Genomic DNA, 18,269 nt, shown 5'->3' with positions numbered 1-18,269 from the left:
AATAAGTAAGGTGCGTTGAATGATATGCAGAAAACAAATGCAGTACCAGTAACTATATTATGTATAGCACCCATACTCATCTTATTTACAGTTATACTTTCGATTTTGTATGGGGCAAAAAGTATTGACGCTGAAACAGTGTGGAACGCATTATTTCATTTTGATTCAAGCGATGTAAATCATAATATTATTATTACTTCACGTTTACCAAGGGTAGTTGCAGCTCTTTTAGTCGGAGCATTTCTAGCCATATCAGGAGCACTTATGCAGGGGATGACAAGAAACTATCTTGCATCCCCTTCTATTATGGGTGTGACGGATGGCGCTGCCTTTGTTATTACACTTAGCATGATTTTTCTTCCGGGAATGTCATCAATTGGTATGGTTTTATGTTCAATGATTGGTTCTGCACTAGGAGCCGGTATCGTGTTTGGTTTTGGTTCGCTCCTTCAAAATGGCTTATCACCAGTTAGGTTAGCGATTATAGGAACAGTTATTGGAACATTTTTAAGTAGTGTATCGGCTGCAATGGCTTCGTATTTCCAAATTTCTCAAAATGTTAGTTTTTGGTTTAATGCAAAGTTAGATCAAGTAGATCCTAATATCATTAAAATCACGATACCGTTTGGGATAATTGGAATAATTTTAGCACTGTTAATATCAAAATCTATTACCATTCTTTCATTAGGCGAAGAGGTTTCTATTAATTTAGGGCAACGTACAAAACTAGTTAAAGCGATGGCAATTTTATCGGTAATTTTCTTAACAGGAACAGCAGTTGCTTTAGTGGGGAAAGTTGGTTTTGTAGGTTTAATTATTCCGCACATTACCCGCTTTATAATTGGGGTAGATTATAAGTGGATTTTGCCATGTGCAGGTGTTATTGGTGGCGTTTTCTTAGCGTTATGTGACGTTTTGAGTAGATTTGTAAACTATCCATTTGAAACACCTATTGGAGTCGTTACCTCTTTAATTGGAATTCCTTTCTTCCTTTATTTAATCCGTACTAGAGGAGGAGAGAGACATGCCTAAAAGTTCAAGTCAACGTTTCGGAATGACGATGGGGATTATTATATTTTTAATACTATGTGCTATTTATATTAGTTTAACAAATGGTACGTTCGATATTACGATTACAGATGTATTTAAAACACTGTTTAGAATTGATCCAGTACCAGAACATGATTTAGTTATTTTTGAGTTTCGCCTTCCGCGCATCGTAATTGCTGGATTAGTAGGATTAGGCCTTGGTGTTGCGGGTGCCGTTATTCAAGGGATTACGAGAAATGGGTTGGCGGACCCAGGTATTTTAGGCGTAAATGCCGGAGCAGGAACAGCGATTGTCATTTTTATGTTTTTCTTTCAAGGGCAATTAAAAAGCACAGACTGGGTTTCTATTATGATGATGCCAATGTTTGGTTTAGTAGGCGGATTAGGTGCAGCTATCATCATTTATCTGTTTTCTTGGAAAAACGGTAAATTAGATTCGCAGCGACTTTTATTAACAGGGATTGCAATTGGATCAGGATTTGGAGCCTTTTCTATGTACTTATCACTCAAAATGAAGTCAACTGATTTTGAAATGGCCGCAGTGTGGGTGTCTGGAAGCATATATAGTGCAAACTGGAAGTATATTGTGGCTATGTTACCATGGCTTATTATCTTAATTCCGCTTATACAAAAGAAAGCTTATTTATTAGATTTATTTCAATTGGAAGAAACGAGTATTACAAGTTTAGGTGTTTCAGTAGAAAGAGAGAAATCGATTTTACTATTAAGTAGTATCGGGCTTGTGAGCGCATGTGTTGCTGTTTCAGGGAGTATCGGTTTTATTGGCCTAATGGCACCGCATATAGCGAAAAGGCTTGTCGGTATTCAACATAAGTATATAATTCCTACGTGCGGCGTAATCGGAATGTTTCTTGTAATTGCTTCAGACTTTATTGCGAAAACAGTTTTTACACCTGTAGAGCTACCAGTTGGAATCGTTATTTCTATTGTCGGTGTACCGTATTTCTTATATTTACTTTATAAGGCGAAAGCGTAAGAGGAGGAATAAAAGTGAGTATTTTAAGTGCAAAAAATTTAGAAACAAGTTATGAAAAGCTTACAGTGTTTCGCGATTTAAATGTGGAAATACAAGAAGGAAAAGTAACGACAATTATAGGTCCAAACGGTTGCGGTAAATCGACATTGTTAAAAACAATGGGAAGAATTTTAAAACAAAAAAGCGGTAAAGTATATTTGCAAGGACAGGATTTACATACAATTCCAACGAAAGAAATTGCGAAGCAGTTAGCTTTACTCCCGCAAACTCCAATTGCACCAGGTGAGCTTAAAGTGGAAGAATTAATTTCTTATGGACGCTATCCACATCGAAATAACGTAAATAAGTTAACAACAAAAGATAAAGAAATGATTGATTGGGCATTAGATATAACGAAAACTTCTGAATTTCGAACGAGACAAATTGCAAATTTATCAGGTGGTCAAAGACAAAAGGTGTGGCTAGCGATGGCATTAGCACAAGAGACAGAAGTGTTGCTATTAGATGAGCCAACTACATACCTTGATATGTCTCATCAATTAGATGTATTACAAATTGTGGAGAAGTTAAATAAAGAACATAATTGTACGGTTGTTATGGTATTACATGATATTAACCATGCAGCAAGGTTTTCAGATGAAATTATTGCAATGAAGGAAGGAGAAATTGTTACAACTGGTAGCCCAGAAGAAATCATTACAAATGAAGTGTTAAAAGAAGTATTTCATATTGATGCACGTGTCATGATTGATCCGTATAACGGGGCTCCTGTTTGTTTCGGTTATGATAGCGTTGTATCTCAAGAAGAAAAAATTGAAATATATGTAACAAGTTAAAAGGGGGGGATAGGGTGAATACTACAATTGAAAAACAGCAGATTATAACATCTAATACAGAGCAGTGGAAAATGTATTCAAAATTAGAAGGTAAGGAATATCAAATTCATATTTCAAAGCCGAGGCAACCAGCACCGGATTCAGGATATCCTGTCATTTACGTATTAGATGGCAATGCCTTTTTTCAAACATTTCATGAAGCAGTTAAAATACAATCAGTAAGAGCGGAAAAAACTGGTGTTTCACCAGCTGTTATAGTTGGAGTGGGTTATCCGATTGAAGGCGCATTTTCAGGGGAAGAAAGGTGCTATGATTTTACGCCTAGCGTAATTTCAAAAGATGCCCCTTTAAAACCAGACGGTAAACCGTGGCCTAAAACAGGAGGAGCACATAATTTCTTTACTTTTATTGAAGAAGAACTGAAACCACAAATTGAAAAGAATTTTGAGATTGATAAAGGTAAGCAAACTTTATTTGGGCATTCTTTAGGTGGCCTATTCGCTTTGCATATACTATTTACAAACTTGAATGCTTTTCAAAATTATTTTATTAGTAGTCCATCTATATGGTGGAATAATAAATCCGTTCTTGAAAAAGAAGAGAACCTTATAATTGAATTAAACAATGCTAAGTTTGAAACAGGAGTGTTCCTTACAGTTGGATCACTTGAACGAGAGCATATGGTTGTAGGTGCAAATGAATTATCAGAGCGCCTTCTCCAAGTAAACCACGATAAACTTAAATTTAAGTTTTATGAAGCTGAAGGGGAGAATCATGCATCTGTTGTGCCGACGTCTTTAAGTAAAGGATTGAGGTTTATTAGTTACGTATAGGAAAAAAGGTAAGCAATTGCTTACCTTTTTTCCTTATTGTTTAAAGGCAATGTATCCATCAATTAAAAAACTAGTGAAAAAGCGAGTCATTTGAGTAAAGTCACATTCCTTCATGATAGTTAATAAATTAGCTTCGGAAATAGGGAATATTTCTGTTTCAAAAGAATTTTCAAATCGGTCCCAATCTTCTAATGGAATTTGATTTTGCATCATATGGTTGCGCCAAGCATGTAATTGTGTAGAAAACATACTCGTATGGGGCACACCATTTATTGAAGAGAGAAAGAATGGCGCACCAGGCTTTAGGCGACTACTGATGTCATTAATAAGTTCTTTTTTCTCCTTATTAGTTGGAATGAAGTGCAGGACAAGCATACAGGTGGCAGCGTCAAATAACTGATTTGGTAATAATGTGTGGATAGTTCCATGTACAAGATGAACATGATTTTGTATGCCTTCGTTGTTAATTCTTTTTTTAGCTAACTGTAGCATGCTTTCAGATGGATCGACACCTGTAAAATATAAATTACTATTTTGTTTGCCTATTGAGAGAATTTCTTGTCCGCCACCAGCACCTATAACTAGCAAATTGGGATTGATATTTTCTTTAGGGAGTGTAGTAAACAAGAAATGATTCATCATTTCATATAAGTGGTAGTAGCCTGGGATTTTACATGGAATTCTTTGTTCATATGAATTTACGGTAGTATCATTCCAATTCATTTTAAACCTCCTAAGTATGTGTTTTATAGGTTTATTATGAAATGAAATTATGAAGGGGAACAATCCCGTAAATCTGGGGGGGAAGAGGATGCATGAAAAAACAATGAAAGAAATTACAATGGTGGCGAATCATATAAGTTCTATAAGGTCATTTCAAGATTCATTTCTCCACTTGATACGTAAAGTCATTGATTTTGACGCCGCTTGTTTTACAACTATAGACCCGATTTCTTTTTTATCTACTGGGGCATTTACCGATGAGAGTGTTGAAAAGATTCATCCACAATTGTTTATGAATGAATTTTTAGAAGATGATTTTAATAAATTTAAATGTTTAACAGAACACTCTCCTCATGTTGCTTCTCTAAGTATGGCGACAAATGGTGAACAAAAGAAAAGTTCGAGATACCGAAATATTTTAAAACCAGCAAATTTTGGAGATGAATTAAGGGGCGTTTGTATGAGTAAGGGAAAATGTTATGGCCATCTTAGTTTATTTCGAGGAAGTACAAGTCCCGCGTTTCATATCGATGATTGTAAGTACTTAGCAACGATAGTCCCAATTGCTGGAGAGGCTTTAAAGAAGGCAGTTCCTATACCTTTTTCAGAAGAGAAGGTGATAGGCACAGGCACAGGCACGATTATAGTAAGTGAGGAATTTAATGTATTATATTGGAATCAAGATGGCAGCGAGTGGCTTTCAAATCTTAGAAAGTATGAACAGTTAAATATAAAAGAAATACCAAGACCAATACGTGCAGTTTGTTCAAAAGTAAAGGCTAACGAGTATAATGTAGGGTGTATGAATAGAGAAGAAAAAGTTTGTCTACCTTTAGCCTATGGCCATTTTTTAATCATTCGGGCTAGTAAGTTAGAACATACAAGTAGTTTTCAAGATGGTTATATTGTTCTATTCGAAAGAGCAAGACCGGAAGAGATTTTTCCACTTATTATGGAAACTTATAGTTTTACAATGCGTGAGAAGCAAGTAATACGTAAAATTCTTACAGGTATGTCGACAAAGGAATTAGCCCAAGAATTTTGTATATCTATATACACGGTACAAGATCATTTAAAATCCATTTTTGAAAAGACTGGGGTAAGTAGCAGAAATGAACTTGTGTGGGAAGTATTTTCGAAGTTTTGCTTTGATGCCACTGAATGAAAATAAAACAAGTCTACAAAGATCACATGAAGTATGGTGGATGAGTTGTAGAATTGAGCTTAAAAAGGTTATGGATGAGACATTCCATAACCTTTTTAATATGTAGAATTGTCCTTTTTGAAAGTTTTGTTTCAACTTTTCGTCTAAAGAGACAAAAAGTTGTCACAATTCGGTCACAATTAGCATAAACATAAAATAGACGAAATGAACTTATTTCCAAAAGGCTTGGTTTATTACAATCAGGATTCGTAGAGCTGAAAAAGCATGGATGAAAAGTTCACTATATTCCCAAGGAGGTAGATCGTATGAAAACAATTCTTGCTATCGCTGGACTTATTTGGGTTCTATCGCATGGCATCCCAATTTATGAAGGAGAACAAATTCGCAGTGCTCTGAATAAAAATTTTAATGAATATCATATCATTGATCGGCAAGATAATGTTGTGACAGTTCGAGTGAATGATTGTTTTCATACGGTAACCGTTGAAGGAACTTCAGTAGTGAATGATACAAAAGTATGTGATCAGCAATAATTATATATGGAAAGAAAAATTCTAGGGTTAAATATCTGAAAATTAAAATTAAAACATTATAGACGAAGAATAAGCGGGGGCGGGTAATCCCCGCTTATTCTTGTTTCACTTTATTGAATTTTGATGAGAGATATAATGATTTTTTGACAAAAAGGAAAGGGTATACTGAAAATTGAGATTAAGAAGCTAATGAGTTGTTAAGAATAATCATAAAGTGAAAATATACTCTTATGGGGTATCATGCGTAGATATTTAATGCTATAATTGGTATACTCATAAAAACAATTATTTTATTGGATGAAGAGAAACTTTAAGAAGGTGATAATATGGATCATAAAGAGCATGAAGCAGTAACACATAGATCAGAAAAAGAAAAAGAACAGATTATAAATAGATTAAAGAGAATTGAAGGACAGGTCCGCGGTATTCAAAACATGATTGAAAATGATCGTTATTGCGTAGATATTTTAGTGCAAATTTCAGCGATTAATGCAGCGATGAAAAAAGTAGGAATGGGCGTTCTCAAAAATCATACGAGTCATTGTGTTTCAGGAGCTATTAAAAATGGAAATGGTGACGAAGCAATTGAAGAATTAATGACAGTATTTGAACGTTTTTCAAAAGCGTAAAAACAAGCTAGTATTTAACTGGCTTGTTTTTTTGTTTACCCTCATATTGGATTTGGGTGTATTGTAGTGAAAAAGTGTGTGTAAAATAAACTTTTAGAAAATAATTGAAAAATCATGATACAAAACCATTGATTACCTTAGGGGGGTATGGTAAGATGTAATTGTGATTAACAAACAATGAATAAACAAGAGGAGGATTTTAAATGGAACAGTTAACATTACAAGTTGAAGGTATGTCTTGTGGACATTGTGTAAATGCTATCGAAAGCAGCGTGAAAGAGCTAAACGGTGTTGAACAAGTGAAGGTTCAATTAGCAGAAGGAACTGTTGAAGTTACTATCGACTCGTCTGCTGTAACATTAAAAGATATCGTTGCTGTAATCGAAGATCAAGGATACGATGTTCAATAATTATTTTTAGATATGGAAATAAATCGTACTTTAAATGAAGTACGATTTATTTTGCTAATAATTATACCTCATAAGGGTATATAGAGGTGAGAGACATGAATGAAAAAAAAGAGGCCAATCTTCAAATATCAGGAATGACATGTGCGGCATGTGCAAATAGAATTGAAAAAGGTCTAAAAAAAGTAGAAGGTGTTCATGAGGCAAATGTAAATTTTGCGCTTGAAAAAACAAAAATAATGTACGATCCAACTAAAACAAATCCGCAACAATTTAAAGAAAAAGTTGAATCATTAGGATATGGAATTGTAAGTGATAAAGCTGAATTTACTGTTTCAGGAATGACATGTGCAGCATGTGCAAATAGAGTTGAAAAGCGTTTAAATAAGTTAGATGGTGTGAACAAGGCGACAGTAAATTTTGCTTTAGAATCAGCCACAGTAGACTTTAACCCTGATGAAGTTAATGTAAATGAAATGAAGAGCGCGATTACGAAGCTAGGATATAAATTAGAAGTGAAACCAGATGATCAAGATGCATCAACTGATCATCGATTACAAGAAATTGAAAGACAAAAGAAGAAGTTTATTATTTCGTTTATTTTATCTTTCCCATTATTATGGGCAATGGTTAGTCATTTCTCATTTACGTCATTTATTTATTTACCAGATATGTTAATGAACCCTTGGGTGCAACTAGCACTTGCAACTCCTGTTCAATTTATCATTGGTGGACAGTTTTATGTTGGGGCTTATAAAGCGTTACGCAATAAAAGTGCTAATATGGATGTTCTCGTGGCACTTGGAACGTCGGCCGCGTATTTCTATAGTGTATATTTAAGTATTCAATCTATTGGTTCTTCGGAACATATGACAGATTTATATTTTGAAACGAGTGCGGTACTTATTACATTAATTATTTTAGGTAAATTATTTGAAGCGAAAGCAAAAGGGCGCTCATCAGAAGCAATTAAAAAATTGATGGGTTTACAAGCGAAGACAGCTACAGTTGTGCGAGATGGAACAGAAATAAAAATTTTGATTGAAGAAGTAGTAGCTGGTGATATCGTCTATGTAAAGCCTGGTGAAAAAATACCAGTAGATGGTGAGATTGTAGAAGGAAAATCAGCGATTGATGAATCGATGTTAACGGGTGAAAGTATTCCTGTTGATAAGTCAATTGGGGATGTAGTAATAGGTTCGACAATAAATAAAAATGGTTTTTTAAAAGTGAAAGCAACTAAAGTAGGCAGAGATACTGCATTAGCTCAAATCATTAAAGTAGTAGAAGAGGCACAAGGTTCAAAAGCTCCTATTCAAAGGGTAGCGGATCAAATTTCAGGTATTTTTGTACCGGTTGTAGTTGTGATTGCGATTATCACATTTGCAGTATGGATGATATTTGTTACACCTGGTGATTTTGGCGGAGCACTTGAGAAAATGATAGCAGTACTTGTTATCGCTTGTCCATGTGCATTAGGTCTTGCAACGCCTACATCTATTATGGCAGGATCAGGAAGATCGGCTGAGTATGGTATTTTATTTAAAGGTGGAGAGCATTTAGAAGCAACGCACCGATTAGATACAGTTATTCTAGATAAAACAGGTACTGTGACAAACGGAAAGCCTGTGTTAACAGATATAATTGTAGCAGATGGATTCCATGAAGAAGAAATACTACGTTTAGTAGGTGCGGCAGAAAAAAATTCTGAACACCCACTTGCAGAAGCGATTGTGGAAGGAATTAGAGAAAAGAAAATTGATATTCCAAGTTCAGAAACGTTTGAAGCGATTCCTGGATTTGGTATCGAATCAGTCGTAGAAGGAAAACAATTATTAATTGGCACACGTCGATTAATGAAGAAATTCAATATTGATATTGAAGAAGTTTCAAAATCAATGGAAGAGCTAGAACGAGAAGGAAAAACAGCAATGCTTATTGCAATCGATAAAGAATATGCTGGTATAGTTGCCGTTGCAGATACTGTGAAAGATACTTCAAAAGCAGCTATCGCAAGACTGAAAAAAATGGGTCTAGACGTTGTGATGATTACAGGGGATAATACACAAACTGCTCAGGCAATTGCAAAGCAAGTTGGTATTGATCACGTAATTGCAGAAGTATTGCCAGAAGGAAAAGCAGAAGAAGTGAAAAAACTGCAAGCAAATGGTAAGAAAGTAGCGATGGTTGGAGACGGGATAAATGATGCTCCTGCTCTTGCTACAGCGAACATTGGTATGGCAATTGGAACGGGAACGGATGTAGCGATGGAAGCAGCGGATATAACGTTAATCCGCGGTGATTTAAATAGTATTGCTGATGCGATCTTTATGAGTAAAATGACGATAAGAAATATTAAACAAAATTTATTTTGGGCATTAGCTTATAACGCGTTAGGAATTCCAATTGCGGCATTAGGTTTCTTAGCCCCTTGGGTTGCTGGAGCAGCGATGGCATTTAGTTCTGTATCCGTTGTATTAAATGCATTACGATTACAAAGAGTTAAATTAAAATCTTAAAAAGCTACATTAAGTAATTGAATAGAATTAAAAAACAATACTTTGAATAAGTATTGTTTTTTTGTTCGTATAGAAATTAAAACGATATAATAAAGAAGAATTATTGAATCGTATGTAGTAGAAAAGTTAAGAGGTAGTTTGGTAAGGAGACTTATATATGTTAAAAGATATTATAATTAGAACATTTCAGAAAGAAGATTTAAAGCAAGTATTACAATTGTTCTATGAAACAGTTCATACGGTTAATGCAAAAGATTATAATGAGTTACAGCTACAGGCATGGGCACCAGATCGACTAGATAGAGAAAGCTGGTTAAAGTCTTTAGAAAAGAATATTAGTTATGTAGCGGATCATAACGGTGTGATAGTCGGATTTGGAGATTATAATGAGGATCATTACGTAGATCGTTTATTTACACATAAATATTATCAAGGGAAAAGGATAGCCTCATCGATATTACAGAAGTTAGAAAAAGAAGCAGTGAACCTAGGGCATAGGGAAATCTATACAGAAGCGAGTATTACAGCAAAACCTTTCTTTGAAAGTAAAGGTTTTATTTGCATAAAGGAACAAAAGAAACAGCATAATGGTCAGATTTTTATTAATTATGTTATGAAAAAAATATCCTTCTCATAAATGAGAAGGATATTTTTCATTATTTTACAGCTTCTTTTAGTTCTTTACCAGCTTTGAAAGCAGGTACTTTAGAAGCTGCGATTTGCATTTCTTCACCAGTTTGTGGGTTACGGCCTGTACGAGCAGCTCTTTCACGAACTTCGAATGTACCGAATCCGATAAGTTGTACTTTTTCACCAGCAGCTAAAGTGTTAGTGATTGATTCTACTACAGTTTGTACAACTACAGTAGCTTCTTTTTGAGAAATCTCAGCATTTTGTGCTACGTTTTTAATTAATTCTGTTTTGTTCATGTTTTTCACCTCATATGTAAATAATGCTATTTAAGTTGTTATTATAACGTATAAAACATTCGAGAACAAGTGTACGTACATATATTCGCAAAAAAAATGAAATTTGTAATATTTTTTAGGGCACTTTATAGACATTCCATTTAAGCGGACAGAGATTTGTTTTTCATTTCAGTCTTCTCTTGATAAGAAGGTAGTTTCTTATTATAAGATATGAAGTAAGGTAGTGCTACAAATAACATACCTCCTACTAAATTTCCAAAGAAAACAAAAATAAAGTTTGGAAAATATTCAGCCCAAGTGAAATGACCGGCAAAAATCGCGGCTGGGATGACAAACATATTGGCTACAACGTGTTGAAATCCAATCGCAACAAAAGTCATAACCGGGAACCAAATACCGATAATCTTTCCGATAAATTCTTTACTTCCCATACTGAGCCAAACAGCTAAACAAACGAGCCAATTACATCCGATTGCAGAAATAAATGCTTGCAATGGTGTATCTTGTAGTTTCGCTTGAGCGATAGAAATAGTTTTCGCTAAAAAAGCTCCTTCAGTTAAGCCAACGATATGACCGAAAAAGTAGGCTACAAATACAGCCCCTATGAAATTGCTACATGTAACAATAACTAAATTTCGTATGAAATAAAATAAAGTAATTTTCTTTTGGAGCCAGGCCATAGAAACTGTCATCATGTTACCAGTTACTAGTTCACCGCCTGCAAGAATAACGAGAATGAGACCAACAGGGAATACAGCAGCGCCTAGAAAACTAGAAAATGATCCCCAATATTTTGGCATTGTCCCAATAACATGAATATCGAGTAAATACCCTAATGCGATAAAAGCGCCACCAAAAAAACCAAGAATTAGCATAGGGAGCAATGATAAATGAGCTTTTTTTCTTCCTGAATTCGCAGCAAGTTCCGTAATTTCTTCTGGTGTAAATACAGACATGAATAATCCCTCCGTAATAAAATGATGAAATGAATAGAAAAAATTTCAAAAATCTATGTATTATAAAAATATGTTATGACTTCTGTATAAAATTGTCAAAGTGAATAGAGAGGAAATTACATATTGATAACATTGTTCATATTGTCACATGAATGTAACAATAAGGATTTAAAGTGTTTCTAGAGGTGAAAACATGAATACGAATCATGTAAAAAAAGAACGAAAAAAATCAATCGTAAAGATATTTATTATTAGTTTTATAAGTATATTAATGATACCAGTAAGTTTGTATTATTATGCGACAGAAATAGAACGAAAACTAGTAACCGTTACGTGGAATGAAATAGAAGCTTCTACAATTCCTAAAGAGTTTAATAATAAAAAAATATTGCAGTTTTCAGATGTACATTTAGGACCAGAGTTTACACTGAAACAACTTGAACATTTAGTGGAGAAGATGAATGAATTACATCCAGATATAGTAGTTTTTACCGGAGATTTAATAGATAAATTTGGGTCTTATAGTGCGGAAAGAGAAGCAGCGAAGGCTATTTTGCAGAAAATTTACGCTCCCTTAGGGAAATATGCTGTGTTTGGGAATCATGATAGGGGCGGGGGCGGTAGTTTATTTTACAAAAAATATATGGAGGAAGCTGGTTTTTCTGTATTAGTAAATGAAGTGCAGAAAATTAAAGTGGAAAACGGCAAATATATTACAATATCAGGTTTGGATGATTTTCTATTAGGGAAGCCGCAAATAGATTCAACTTTAAAAAACTTGAAACAAGATGATTTCAACATGTTATTAGTACATGAGCCGGATGTTGTAACCAAAATAAATCGTTACCCAGTGGATCTTCAACTGTCAGGACATAGTCACGGAGGACAAGTCCAAATTCCTTTCGTAGGTCCATTAATTACTACCAAACTAGCTGAGAGCTATGTTGAAGGTATGTATGAAGTAGAGGGGAAGAGTAAGCTGTTATATTTATATGTAAATCGAGGTATTGGGACAACCCGAATGCCTGTTAGATTTTGGAGTGTACCAGAACTTTCAGTATTTGTATTGAAGCAAAATAGTAACTAATGTATTCAATTCCACATCATCATTCTCAATTTGATTTTGATGAACAATATATGGTAATTGATGGTAAATAAAAACAACAATAGGTCCTATAACCTATTGTTGTTTTTTATTATTTTTGCAAGGGAAGAGTATCAAAATATGTTCTGTAATTATTAGAGAATTCAAAGTTGTTTTTTGCATCCCAATTAATAGACCAAGACATTAGGCCGCGGAATGCAGGATAGCCACTTTGGTTAGAAAGTTTATACTTTCCTCCGAACGGAACTCCTTTAATGATATAATTTAAAGCTTTTTTCATTTCAGTTGGCGAAATGTATCCACCACTTGGAGCTGCCGCTGGTGCTGCTGGAAGCCCAATCATAACTTGATCTGAGCGAAGAGCTGGGAAAATGTTATTTGGATTACCACCTACAGGAAAACCATGTAAGAGCATATCTGCCATAGCGACTTCGTAGTCTGCAGTACCTTGATTGTAGTTATTACCGTCCATTCCAACCCCGCTGCCAGCGTTGTAGTGTTGAACGTGAATGTATGTTAGTTTATCTTTCACTCCGTAAATAATTGGTAAATATGCACCCCAGATACTTCCGTATGCGCTATAACCGCCTTGAACATAGGCTGTTTCAGGAGCCATGCTTAATAGAAAATCTGGACCATAATGATCTGAGATTGTGCGAATAGCTGATATAAGATTTACGATTTGGGGAGTAGTTGGGTTTTTGAAATTAATGTCATTTCCGTTTAAGTAAATACCTGATTCAAGGTCAATATCTATTCCATCAAAACCGTATTTATCGATTAGAGATTGTATGGAATTAATAAAACGTTGCTTAGCGGCATTGTCAGGAAGTAAAACGACTCCATTTTGTCCTCCTATTGAAAGAACTACTTTCTTTCCTTTACTTTTTAAATAAGAAATATCTGATTTGAAGTCTGCATCTGTACCATACACAGGAGAAAATTCAACAGTGGAACGATCACCACCAGTTTCACCAAAAGATACATTGATTACATCCCATTTTGGTGAAACGTCTTTTAATTTAATAATGCCAGTACCGTTATCAAAGTTATGCCAGTATCCAACGAGTAATTTTGAACCTAAATTGTTTGCTGCTTGTGTTTGGAAAGGGGATAGCGGTAGTAGTAAGAACAGTACTAAAATACAACAAAAAAATTTGAACTTGTTTAACATATCAACACTCCTATACAAAAAGTTGTCTAGATGTATAATCTTGTTTATTTAATAATATCTGAAAATTCTTTCTTTCGTAAGAGGACTATAATTTTCTCAACAATTGTGTGTGGGAAAGTATTAAACCTAATGAAATAATTTTTGAAGGAGATTGAATTGCAATTGTTAAATTCAGAATATTTTGATATATTTTAACGTATAGAACAAAATCTTTCGCACAGTACTCTTACATAAATTTCAAAATTTAGTTTGGAAGGGGATGTACAAGAGTTGGATAAAAATCTAAAGAAAGATCTCAAAATACGCCACATTACAATGATCTCAATTGGCGGCGTAATAGGGGCTGGTTTGTTTGTTGGAAGTGGTGCCGTTGTACATTCGGCAGGACCTGGTTCTATCGTTTCATATACATTAGCAGGACTTCTAGTCATTTTCGTCATGAGAATGCTAGGAGAAATGGCAGCTGTAAATCCGACAAGTGGTTCATTTGCAACGTATGCAAGAGAAGCAATTGGTCCATGGGCGGGTTATACAATAGGCTGGTTATACTGGTTTTTCTGGGTAATTGTTATTGCAATAGAAGCCACAGCAGGTGCTGGTATTATCCAATATTGGATTCCACAAATACCGCTATGGTTATTAAGTTTAATATTAACAATTTTATTAACGCTGACGAACGTTTTTTCGGTGAAATCATTTGGAGAGTTTGAATATTGGTTTTCTTTTATTAAAGTAATAAGTATTGTTTTGTTCCTTTGTCTAGGTCTTGCTGTTATTTTAGGATTTGTTCCAGGAACAGAAGCACCCGGCACTTCGAATTTAATTGGACAAGGTGGGTTTATGCCAAACGGTATAAGTTCGGTCTTGCTTGGAATTACTGTTGTTATATTTTCATTTATGGGATCAGAGATTGTAGCAGTAGCGGCTGGTGAATCTGCAGAACCTGTAAAAGCAGTAAAAACAGCAACAAACAGTGTGATTTGGCGTATTCTTGTATTTTTTATTGGGTCTATAGCGGTAGTTGTTACGCTACTGCCATGGAATTCAGCTAACATATTAAAAAGTCCATTTGTAGCTGTACTTGAACATATAGGAATACCAGCGGCAGCACAAATTATGAATTTTATCGTTTTAACAGCTGTACTTTCTTGCTTAAATTCAGGCTTATATACAAATTCAAGAATGCTTTTTTCAATGGCAGAAAGAGGAGATGCGCCAAAGTCATTTTTAAAATTGAACAGTAGTGGTGTTCCTGTTCGAGCGGTTTTATTTGGAACGGTCTTCGCTTATATTGGAGTTGTTTTTAGTTACATTTCTCCAGATAAAGTCTTTTTGTTTTTAGTGAATGCATCTGGCGGGATTGCGTTACTAGTTTATCTCGTTATTGCAGTTTCGCATTTAAAGATGCGTAAAAAAATGGGGAAAGTAGAACAAAAAAATTTGAAAGTGAAAATGTGGCTTTTTCCGTATGTAACGTATGTTACAATTGCTGCTATTATAGCAGTTTTAGTTGCGATGTTCGCAATTGATACTTTACGTTCACAAGCACTTTTAACAATGTTTGTTACAGTTCTTATCATACTTTCTTATTTTATTTTTAATAGAAATAAAAATAGCACAGTTTTGAATCCTAAAAGTAAGAATGAGGAATCTGTTCGATTCTAATTTTCTTATTTTCGAAGAGAGTTACACCCAGTCATTGCTATAAAAGAATCATATATAATCATAGAAACAAGTAATTACTATTGTCATAGTGGATATAAACTTTTTTCTTGACTTTTTATACGAAGGCGAGCAAAATGGTAAAAAAGGAAGGGGGGATGATGATGGAAGAGTACGTATTAGAGCTGTATAACCTGTTATATACGACAGAATGGCAAGATATTGTTTCGTTTCTAGGAATAGTATTTTGCATGAAAATTGTAATTGTATATATGGAAGAGCAAGGTATGTTCTATTCCTTCTCATCTCCGTTCGATGTGCAGCGCGAGCCGTTGCTAAACTATGCCAATGTGAATTACGAACAATTTCCTTTTGTAGTTTTCTTTATGATTCGATTTATTACAGCAATTGTAAAGAAGAAGGAAAGTGATGATGAAGAGTGCCACGCAACTTGTAAGGTAGCTAACGTTTTTTAAGCTAAATACAAGGAGGAGATTTATATGTGGTTTCGATTTCTTATGATTGGTTTCTTTTCATTAACAGCAATTTCATTAATGGGATATCAAGTGTCTGAAATTTTTCAAGCATATAGCGATACATTTTTTAACAAAAATTAATCGCGTTGCTATTTGAATAATAAAGCGATAAAATCCTTCTTAAGAAGTTTTATTAAGAAGGATTTTTTTCTTTGTTTTGTCTTGCTGTGTCAAACTATTGTCACATTTACACTGTGAATAATATGTTAAAATAGTGAGGTTACGTATACATACTTGAAGGAAGAGGGAGTGACCATTTTGGTGGATCAATCAACAAATCAGAAAAGCTATGCTCCTATTGTGATAACGCTTTCTGTAATTGTAAATGCGATTATTTTATTTTTGTTCTTTGGACCTGTTGGCTATGAAGGAGAAGTACATTTTGATGTAACGATTTTACCAATGTTAAACGCGATTTTTAATAGCTTTACGTTCGTATTTTTATTAGCAGCGTTATTCTCTATTATTAAAAAGAATGTGAAAATGCATCGTGGTTTCATCCTTGCAGCATTTACGACAACTTTACTATTTTGTGTGTCGTATTTATCGTATCATTACTTAGCACCGGCAACACATTTTGGCGGAGAAGGATTCATTAAATATGTGTATTTCATCATTTTAATTACACATATTATCCTAGCAGCAATTATCGTACCACTTGCATTGTTTGCACTTGTATTTGGTTTTACAAATCAATTAACACGTCACCGTAAAATTGTACGTTGGACAATGCCAATTTGGTTATATGTAAGTTTATCTGGTGTTATTGTGTACTTAATGATCTCACCTTATTATCAATAAAAGTCTCAGCCTTTAGGCTGGGGCTTTTTTGTTAAGCAAATCTTTTTGTGAAATGAAAAAAATATGGTATACAAAAGTATAGTTGCTTTTCAAATAGAAGGGATGGTAAAGAAATATGCAAAATTTTGTATTTCGTAATCCAACGAAACTTATTTTCGGTAAAGATCAATTAGAACAGTTAAAAACTGAAATTCCACAGTTTGGTAAGAAGGTTCTTCTCGTATATGGAGGAGGCAGTATTAAAAGAAACGGTATTTATGATAATGTGATTTCTATTTTAAAGGATATTAATGCAGAAGTATTTGAATTGACGGGTGTTGAACCGAATCCTCGTGTATCAACTGTAAAGAAAGGGATTCAAATTTGTAAAGATAATGGAGTCGAATTTATTTTAGCAGTTGGTGGAGGAAGTGTAATCGACTGTACGAAAGCGATTGCTGCTGGTAGTAAATATGATGGAGATGTATGGGATATTGTAACGAAAAAAGCATTTGCTAGTGAGGCATTACCATTTGGTACTGTACTTACTCTTGCTGCGACAGGTTCTGAAATGAATGCAGGCTCGGTAATTACAAATTGGGAAACGAATGAAAAGTATGGATGGGGAAGCCCAGTTACATTCCCGCAGTTTTCAATTTTAGATCCAGTTCATACTGCATCTGTGCCGAGAGATCAAACGATTTATGGTATGGTAGATATTATGTCACATGTATTAGAACAATATTTCCATCATGGAACGAATACAGAACTACAAGATCGTTATTGTGAATCTGTTTTAAAAACAGTAATTAAGACAGCTCCCAAGCTTTTAAGTGATTTAGAAAATTATGAGCATAGGGAAACAATTTTATATTGCGGAACGATGGCGTTAAATGGTATTTTAGCGATGGGAGTAAGAGGTGACTGGGCAACTCATAATATTGAACATGCAGTTTCTGCTGTTCATGATATACCGCATGGAGGCGGCTTAGCAATTCTATTCCCTAACTGGATGAAGCATGTCGTAGATGAAAATGTAAGTCGTTTTAAACAGTTCGCTATTCGTGTATTTGAAATAGAAACAGATGGAAAAACAGATAAAGAAGTGGCGTTAGAAGGAATTGAGGCACTGCGTCAATTTTGGACTTCGATTGAAGCGCCAGCAACATTAGCTGATTACGGTATTGGAGAAAATGAAATTGATATAATGGCTAATAAAGCGATGGCGTATGGTGAATTTGGTAACTTTAAAAAATTAAATAAAGATGATGTTCTAAGTATATATAAAGCTTCTTTATAAGTGAATTTAGAAAAGAAACCTATTTGATTGTTTGATCGAATAGGTTTCTTTTTTTGCTTTTTATAAACGTTTATGAATGTTTGTGATTATTTTTGGTTGTTTATGGTTGATTTTTGTGACCGTTTTCATTATACT

Annotated in this window: 19 protein-coding genes; 15 read left to right on the top strand and 4 right to left on the bottom strand. The window is 34.4% G+C overall.

Annotated features, from left to right (window positions below):
* Nucleotides 1-24 precede the first annotated feature (24 nt).
* From N2V79_RS17920 to N2V79_RS17905, 4 genes are read left to right on the top strand one after another with little or no spacing between them, the layout of a single operon-like run.
* A complete protein-coding gene (locus tag N2V79_RS17920; protein ID WP_001173064.1) occupies nt 25-1,032 on the top strand; it encodes a FecCD family ABC transporter permease in 1,008 nt (335 codons plus the stop codon).
* The gene (locus tag N2V79_RS17915; RefSeq protein WP_023522806.1) at nt 1,025-2,047 is read left to right on the top strand and encodes a FecCD family ABC transporter permease; all 1,023 of its coding nucleotides are present in this window, start codon (nt 1,025-1,027) and stop codon (nt 2,045-2,047) included. The genes N2V79_RS17920 and N2V79_RS17915 overlap by 8 nt, the downstream gene beginning before the upstream one ends.
* 14 nt (nt 2,048-2,061) lie before the next feature.
* Nucleotides 2,062-2,883, top strand: a complete 822-nt coding sequence (locus N2V79_RS17910; protein WP_000025764.1) for an ABC transporter ATP-binding protein — start codon at nt 2,062-2,064, stop codon at nt 2,881-2,883.
* A 14-nt stretch (nt 2,884-2,897) separates the two neighbouring features.
* Nucleotides 2,898-3,716 (top strand): alpha/beta hydrolase, encoded by an 819-nt coding sequence (locus N2V79_RS17905; RefSeq protein WP_327886909.1) that lies wholly within the window; start codon nt 2,898-2,900, stop codon nt 3,714-3,716.
* 33 nt (nt 3,717-3,749) lie between these two features.
* Here the strand turns inward: N2V79_RS17905 and N2V79_RS17900 are convergent, their stop codons facing one another.
* Nucleotides 3,750-4,439: a class I SAM-dependent methyltransferase gene (locus tag N2V79_RS17900; protein WP_001104345.1), complete on the bottom strand. Its 690-nt coding sequence runs from the start codon at nt 4,437-4,439 to the stop codon at nt 3,750-3,752.
* A gap of 88 nt (nt 4,440-4,527) precedes the next feature.
* On the opposite strand from N2V79_RS17900, the gene N2V79_RS17895 reads away from it, so the two are divergent.
* From N2V79_RS17895 to N2V79_RS17870, 6 genes are all read left to right on the top strand, one after another.
* Nucleotides 4,528-5,604, top strand: coding sequence for a helix-turn-helix transcriptional regulator (locus N2V79_RS17895; RefSeq protein WP_340720122.1), 1,077 nt, complete (start codon nt 4,528-4,530; stop codon nt 5,602-5,604).
* 305 nt (nt 5,605-5,909) lie between these two features.
* Nucleotides 5,910-6,137, top strand: coding sequence for a hypothetical protein (locus N2V79_RS17890; protein ID WP_000849103.1), 228 nt, complete (start codon nt 5,910-5,912; stop codon nt 6,135-6,137).
* A gap of 326 nt (nt 6,138-6,463) precedes the next feature.
* Nucleotides 6,464-6,766 (top strand): metal-sensing transcriptional repressor, encoded by a 303-nt coding sequence (locus tag N2V79_RS17885; protein ID WP_000349637.1) that lies wholly within the window; start codon nt 6,464-6,466, stop codon nt 6,764-6,766.
* Between the two features lie 203 nt (nt 6,767-6,969).
* A complete protein-coding gene (copZ, locus tag N2V79_RS17880) occupies nt 6,970-7,176 on the top strand; it encodes a copper chaperone CopZ (protein WP_000436973.1) in 207 nt (68 codons plus the stop codon).
* 95 nt (nt 7,177-7,271) lie between these two features.
* On the top strand, nt 7,272-9,692 hold the full coding sequence (locus tag N2V79_RS17875) for a heavy metal translocating P-type ATPase (RefSeq protein ID WP_065222999.1): 2,421 nt from the start codon (nt 7,272-7,274) through the stop codon (nt 9,690-9,692).
* A 157-nt stretch (nt 9,693-9,849) separates the two neighbouring features.
* Nucleotides 9,850-10,329: a GNAT family N-acetyltransferase gene (locus N2V79_RS17870; RefSeq protein ID WP_069356102.1), complete on the top strand. Its 480-nt coding sequence runs from the start codon at nt 9,850-9,852 to the stop codon at nt 10,327-10,329.
* 19 nt (nt 10,330-10,348) lie between these two features.
* Here N2V79_RS17870 and N2V79_RS17865 read toward each other — a convergent pair whose 3' ends face one another.
* Together N2V79_RS17865 and N2V79_RS17860 are read right to left on the bottom strand one after the other, a co-directional pair.
* Entirely contained in the window at nt 10,349-10,621 is a 273-nt protein-coding gene (locus tag N2V79_RS17865; protein WP_001043904.1) for an HU family DNA-binding protein, read from the bottom strand.
* Nucleotides 10,622-10,761: 140 nt separating this feature from the next.
* Nucleotides 10,762-11,577 carry a formate/nitrite transporter family protein gene (locus tag N2V79_RS17860; protein ID WP_069356101.1) on the bottom strand — a complete coding sequence of 272 codons (816 nt, stop codon included), beginning with the start codon at nt 11,575-11,577 and terminating at the stop codon, nt 10,762-10,764.
* Nucleotides 11,578-11,770: 193 nt separating this feature from the next.
* On the opposite strand from N2V79_RS17860, the gene N2V79_RS17855 reads away from it, so the two are divergent.
* Nucleotides 11,771-12,664 carry a metallophosphoesterase gene (locus N2V79_RS17855; protein WP_075718845.1) on the top strand — a complete coding sequence of 298 codons (894 nt, stop codon included), beginning with the start codon at nt 11,771-11,773 and terminating at the stop codon, nt 12,662-12,664.
* Nucleotides 12,665-12,773: 109 nt separating this feature from the next.
* On the opposite strand, the gene N2V79_RS17850 is transcribed toward N2V79_RS17855, so the two are convergent.
* Nucleotides 12,774-13,856, bottom strand: a complete 1,083-nt coding sequence (locus N2V79_RS17850; protein ID WP_053563792.1) for a chitinase — start codon at nt 13,854-13,856, stop codon at nt 12,774-12,776.
* A gap of 270 nt (nt 13,857-14,126) precedes the next feature.
* On the opposite strand from N2V79_RS17850, the gene gabP reads away from it, so the two are divergent.
* The 4 genes from gabP (at nt 14,127) to N2V79_RS17830 (ending at nt 18,134) form a co-directional block, all read left to right on the top strand.
* Complete coding sequence (gene gabP, locus N2V79_RS17845) at nt 14,127-15,521, top strand: GABA permease (RefSeq protein ID WP_065229220.1); 1,395 nt, start codon at nt 14,127-14,129, stop codon at nt 15,519-15,521.
* A 134-nt stretch (nt 15,522-15,655) separates the two neighbouring features.
* Nucleotides 15,656-15,994, top strand: a complete 339-nt coding sequence (locus tag N2V79_RS17840; protein WP_003271231.1) for a hypothetical protein — start codon at nt 15,656-15,658, stop codon at nt 15,992-15,994.
* A 318-nt stretch (nt 15,995-16,312) separates the two neighbouring features.
* Nucleotides 16,313-16,855, top strand: coding sequence for a DUF420 domain-containing protein (locus N2V79_RS17835; protein ID WP_000228315.1), 543 nt, complete (start codon nt 16,313-16,315; stop codon nt 16,853-16,855).
* A gap of 115 nt (nt 16,856-16,970) precedes the next feature.
* Nucleotides 16,971-18,134, top strand: a complete 1,164-nt coding sequence (locus N2V79_RS17830) for an iron-containing alcohol dehydrogenase (protein ID WP_078401154.1) — start codon at nt 16,971-16,973, stop codon at nt 18,132-18,134.
* Nucleotides 18,135-18,269: the final 135 nt, after the last annotated feature.

The organism is Bacillus sp. CH_70, from assembly GCF_038007045.1.
GTDB lineage: Bacteria > Bacillota > Bacilli > Bacillales > Bacillaceae_G > Bacillus_A > Bacillus_A cereus.
The sequence above is the reverse complement of the archived record's forward strand: the minus strand, read 5'-3'. Positions and strand labels throughout refer to the sequence as shown.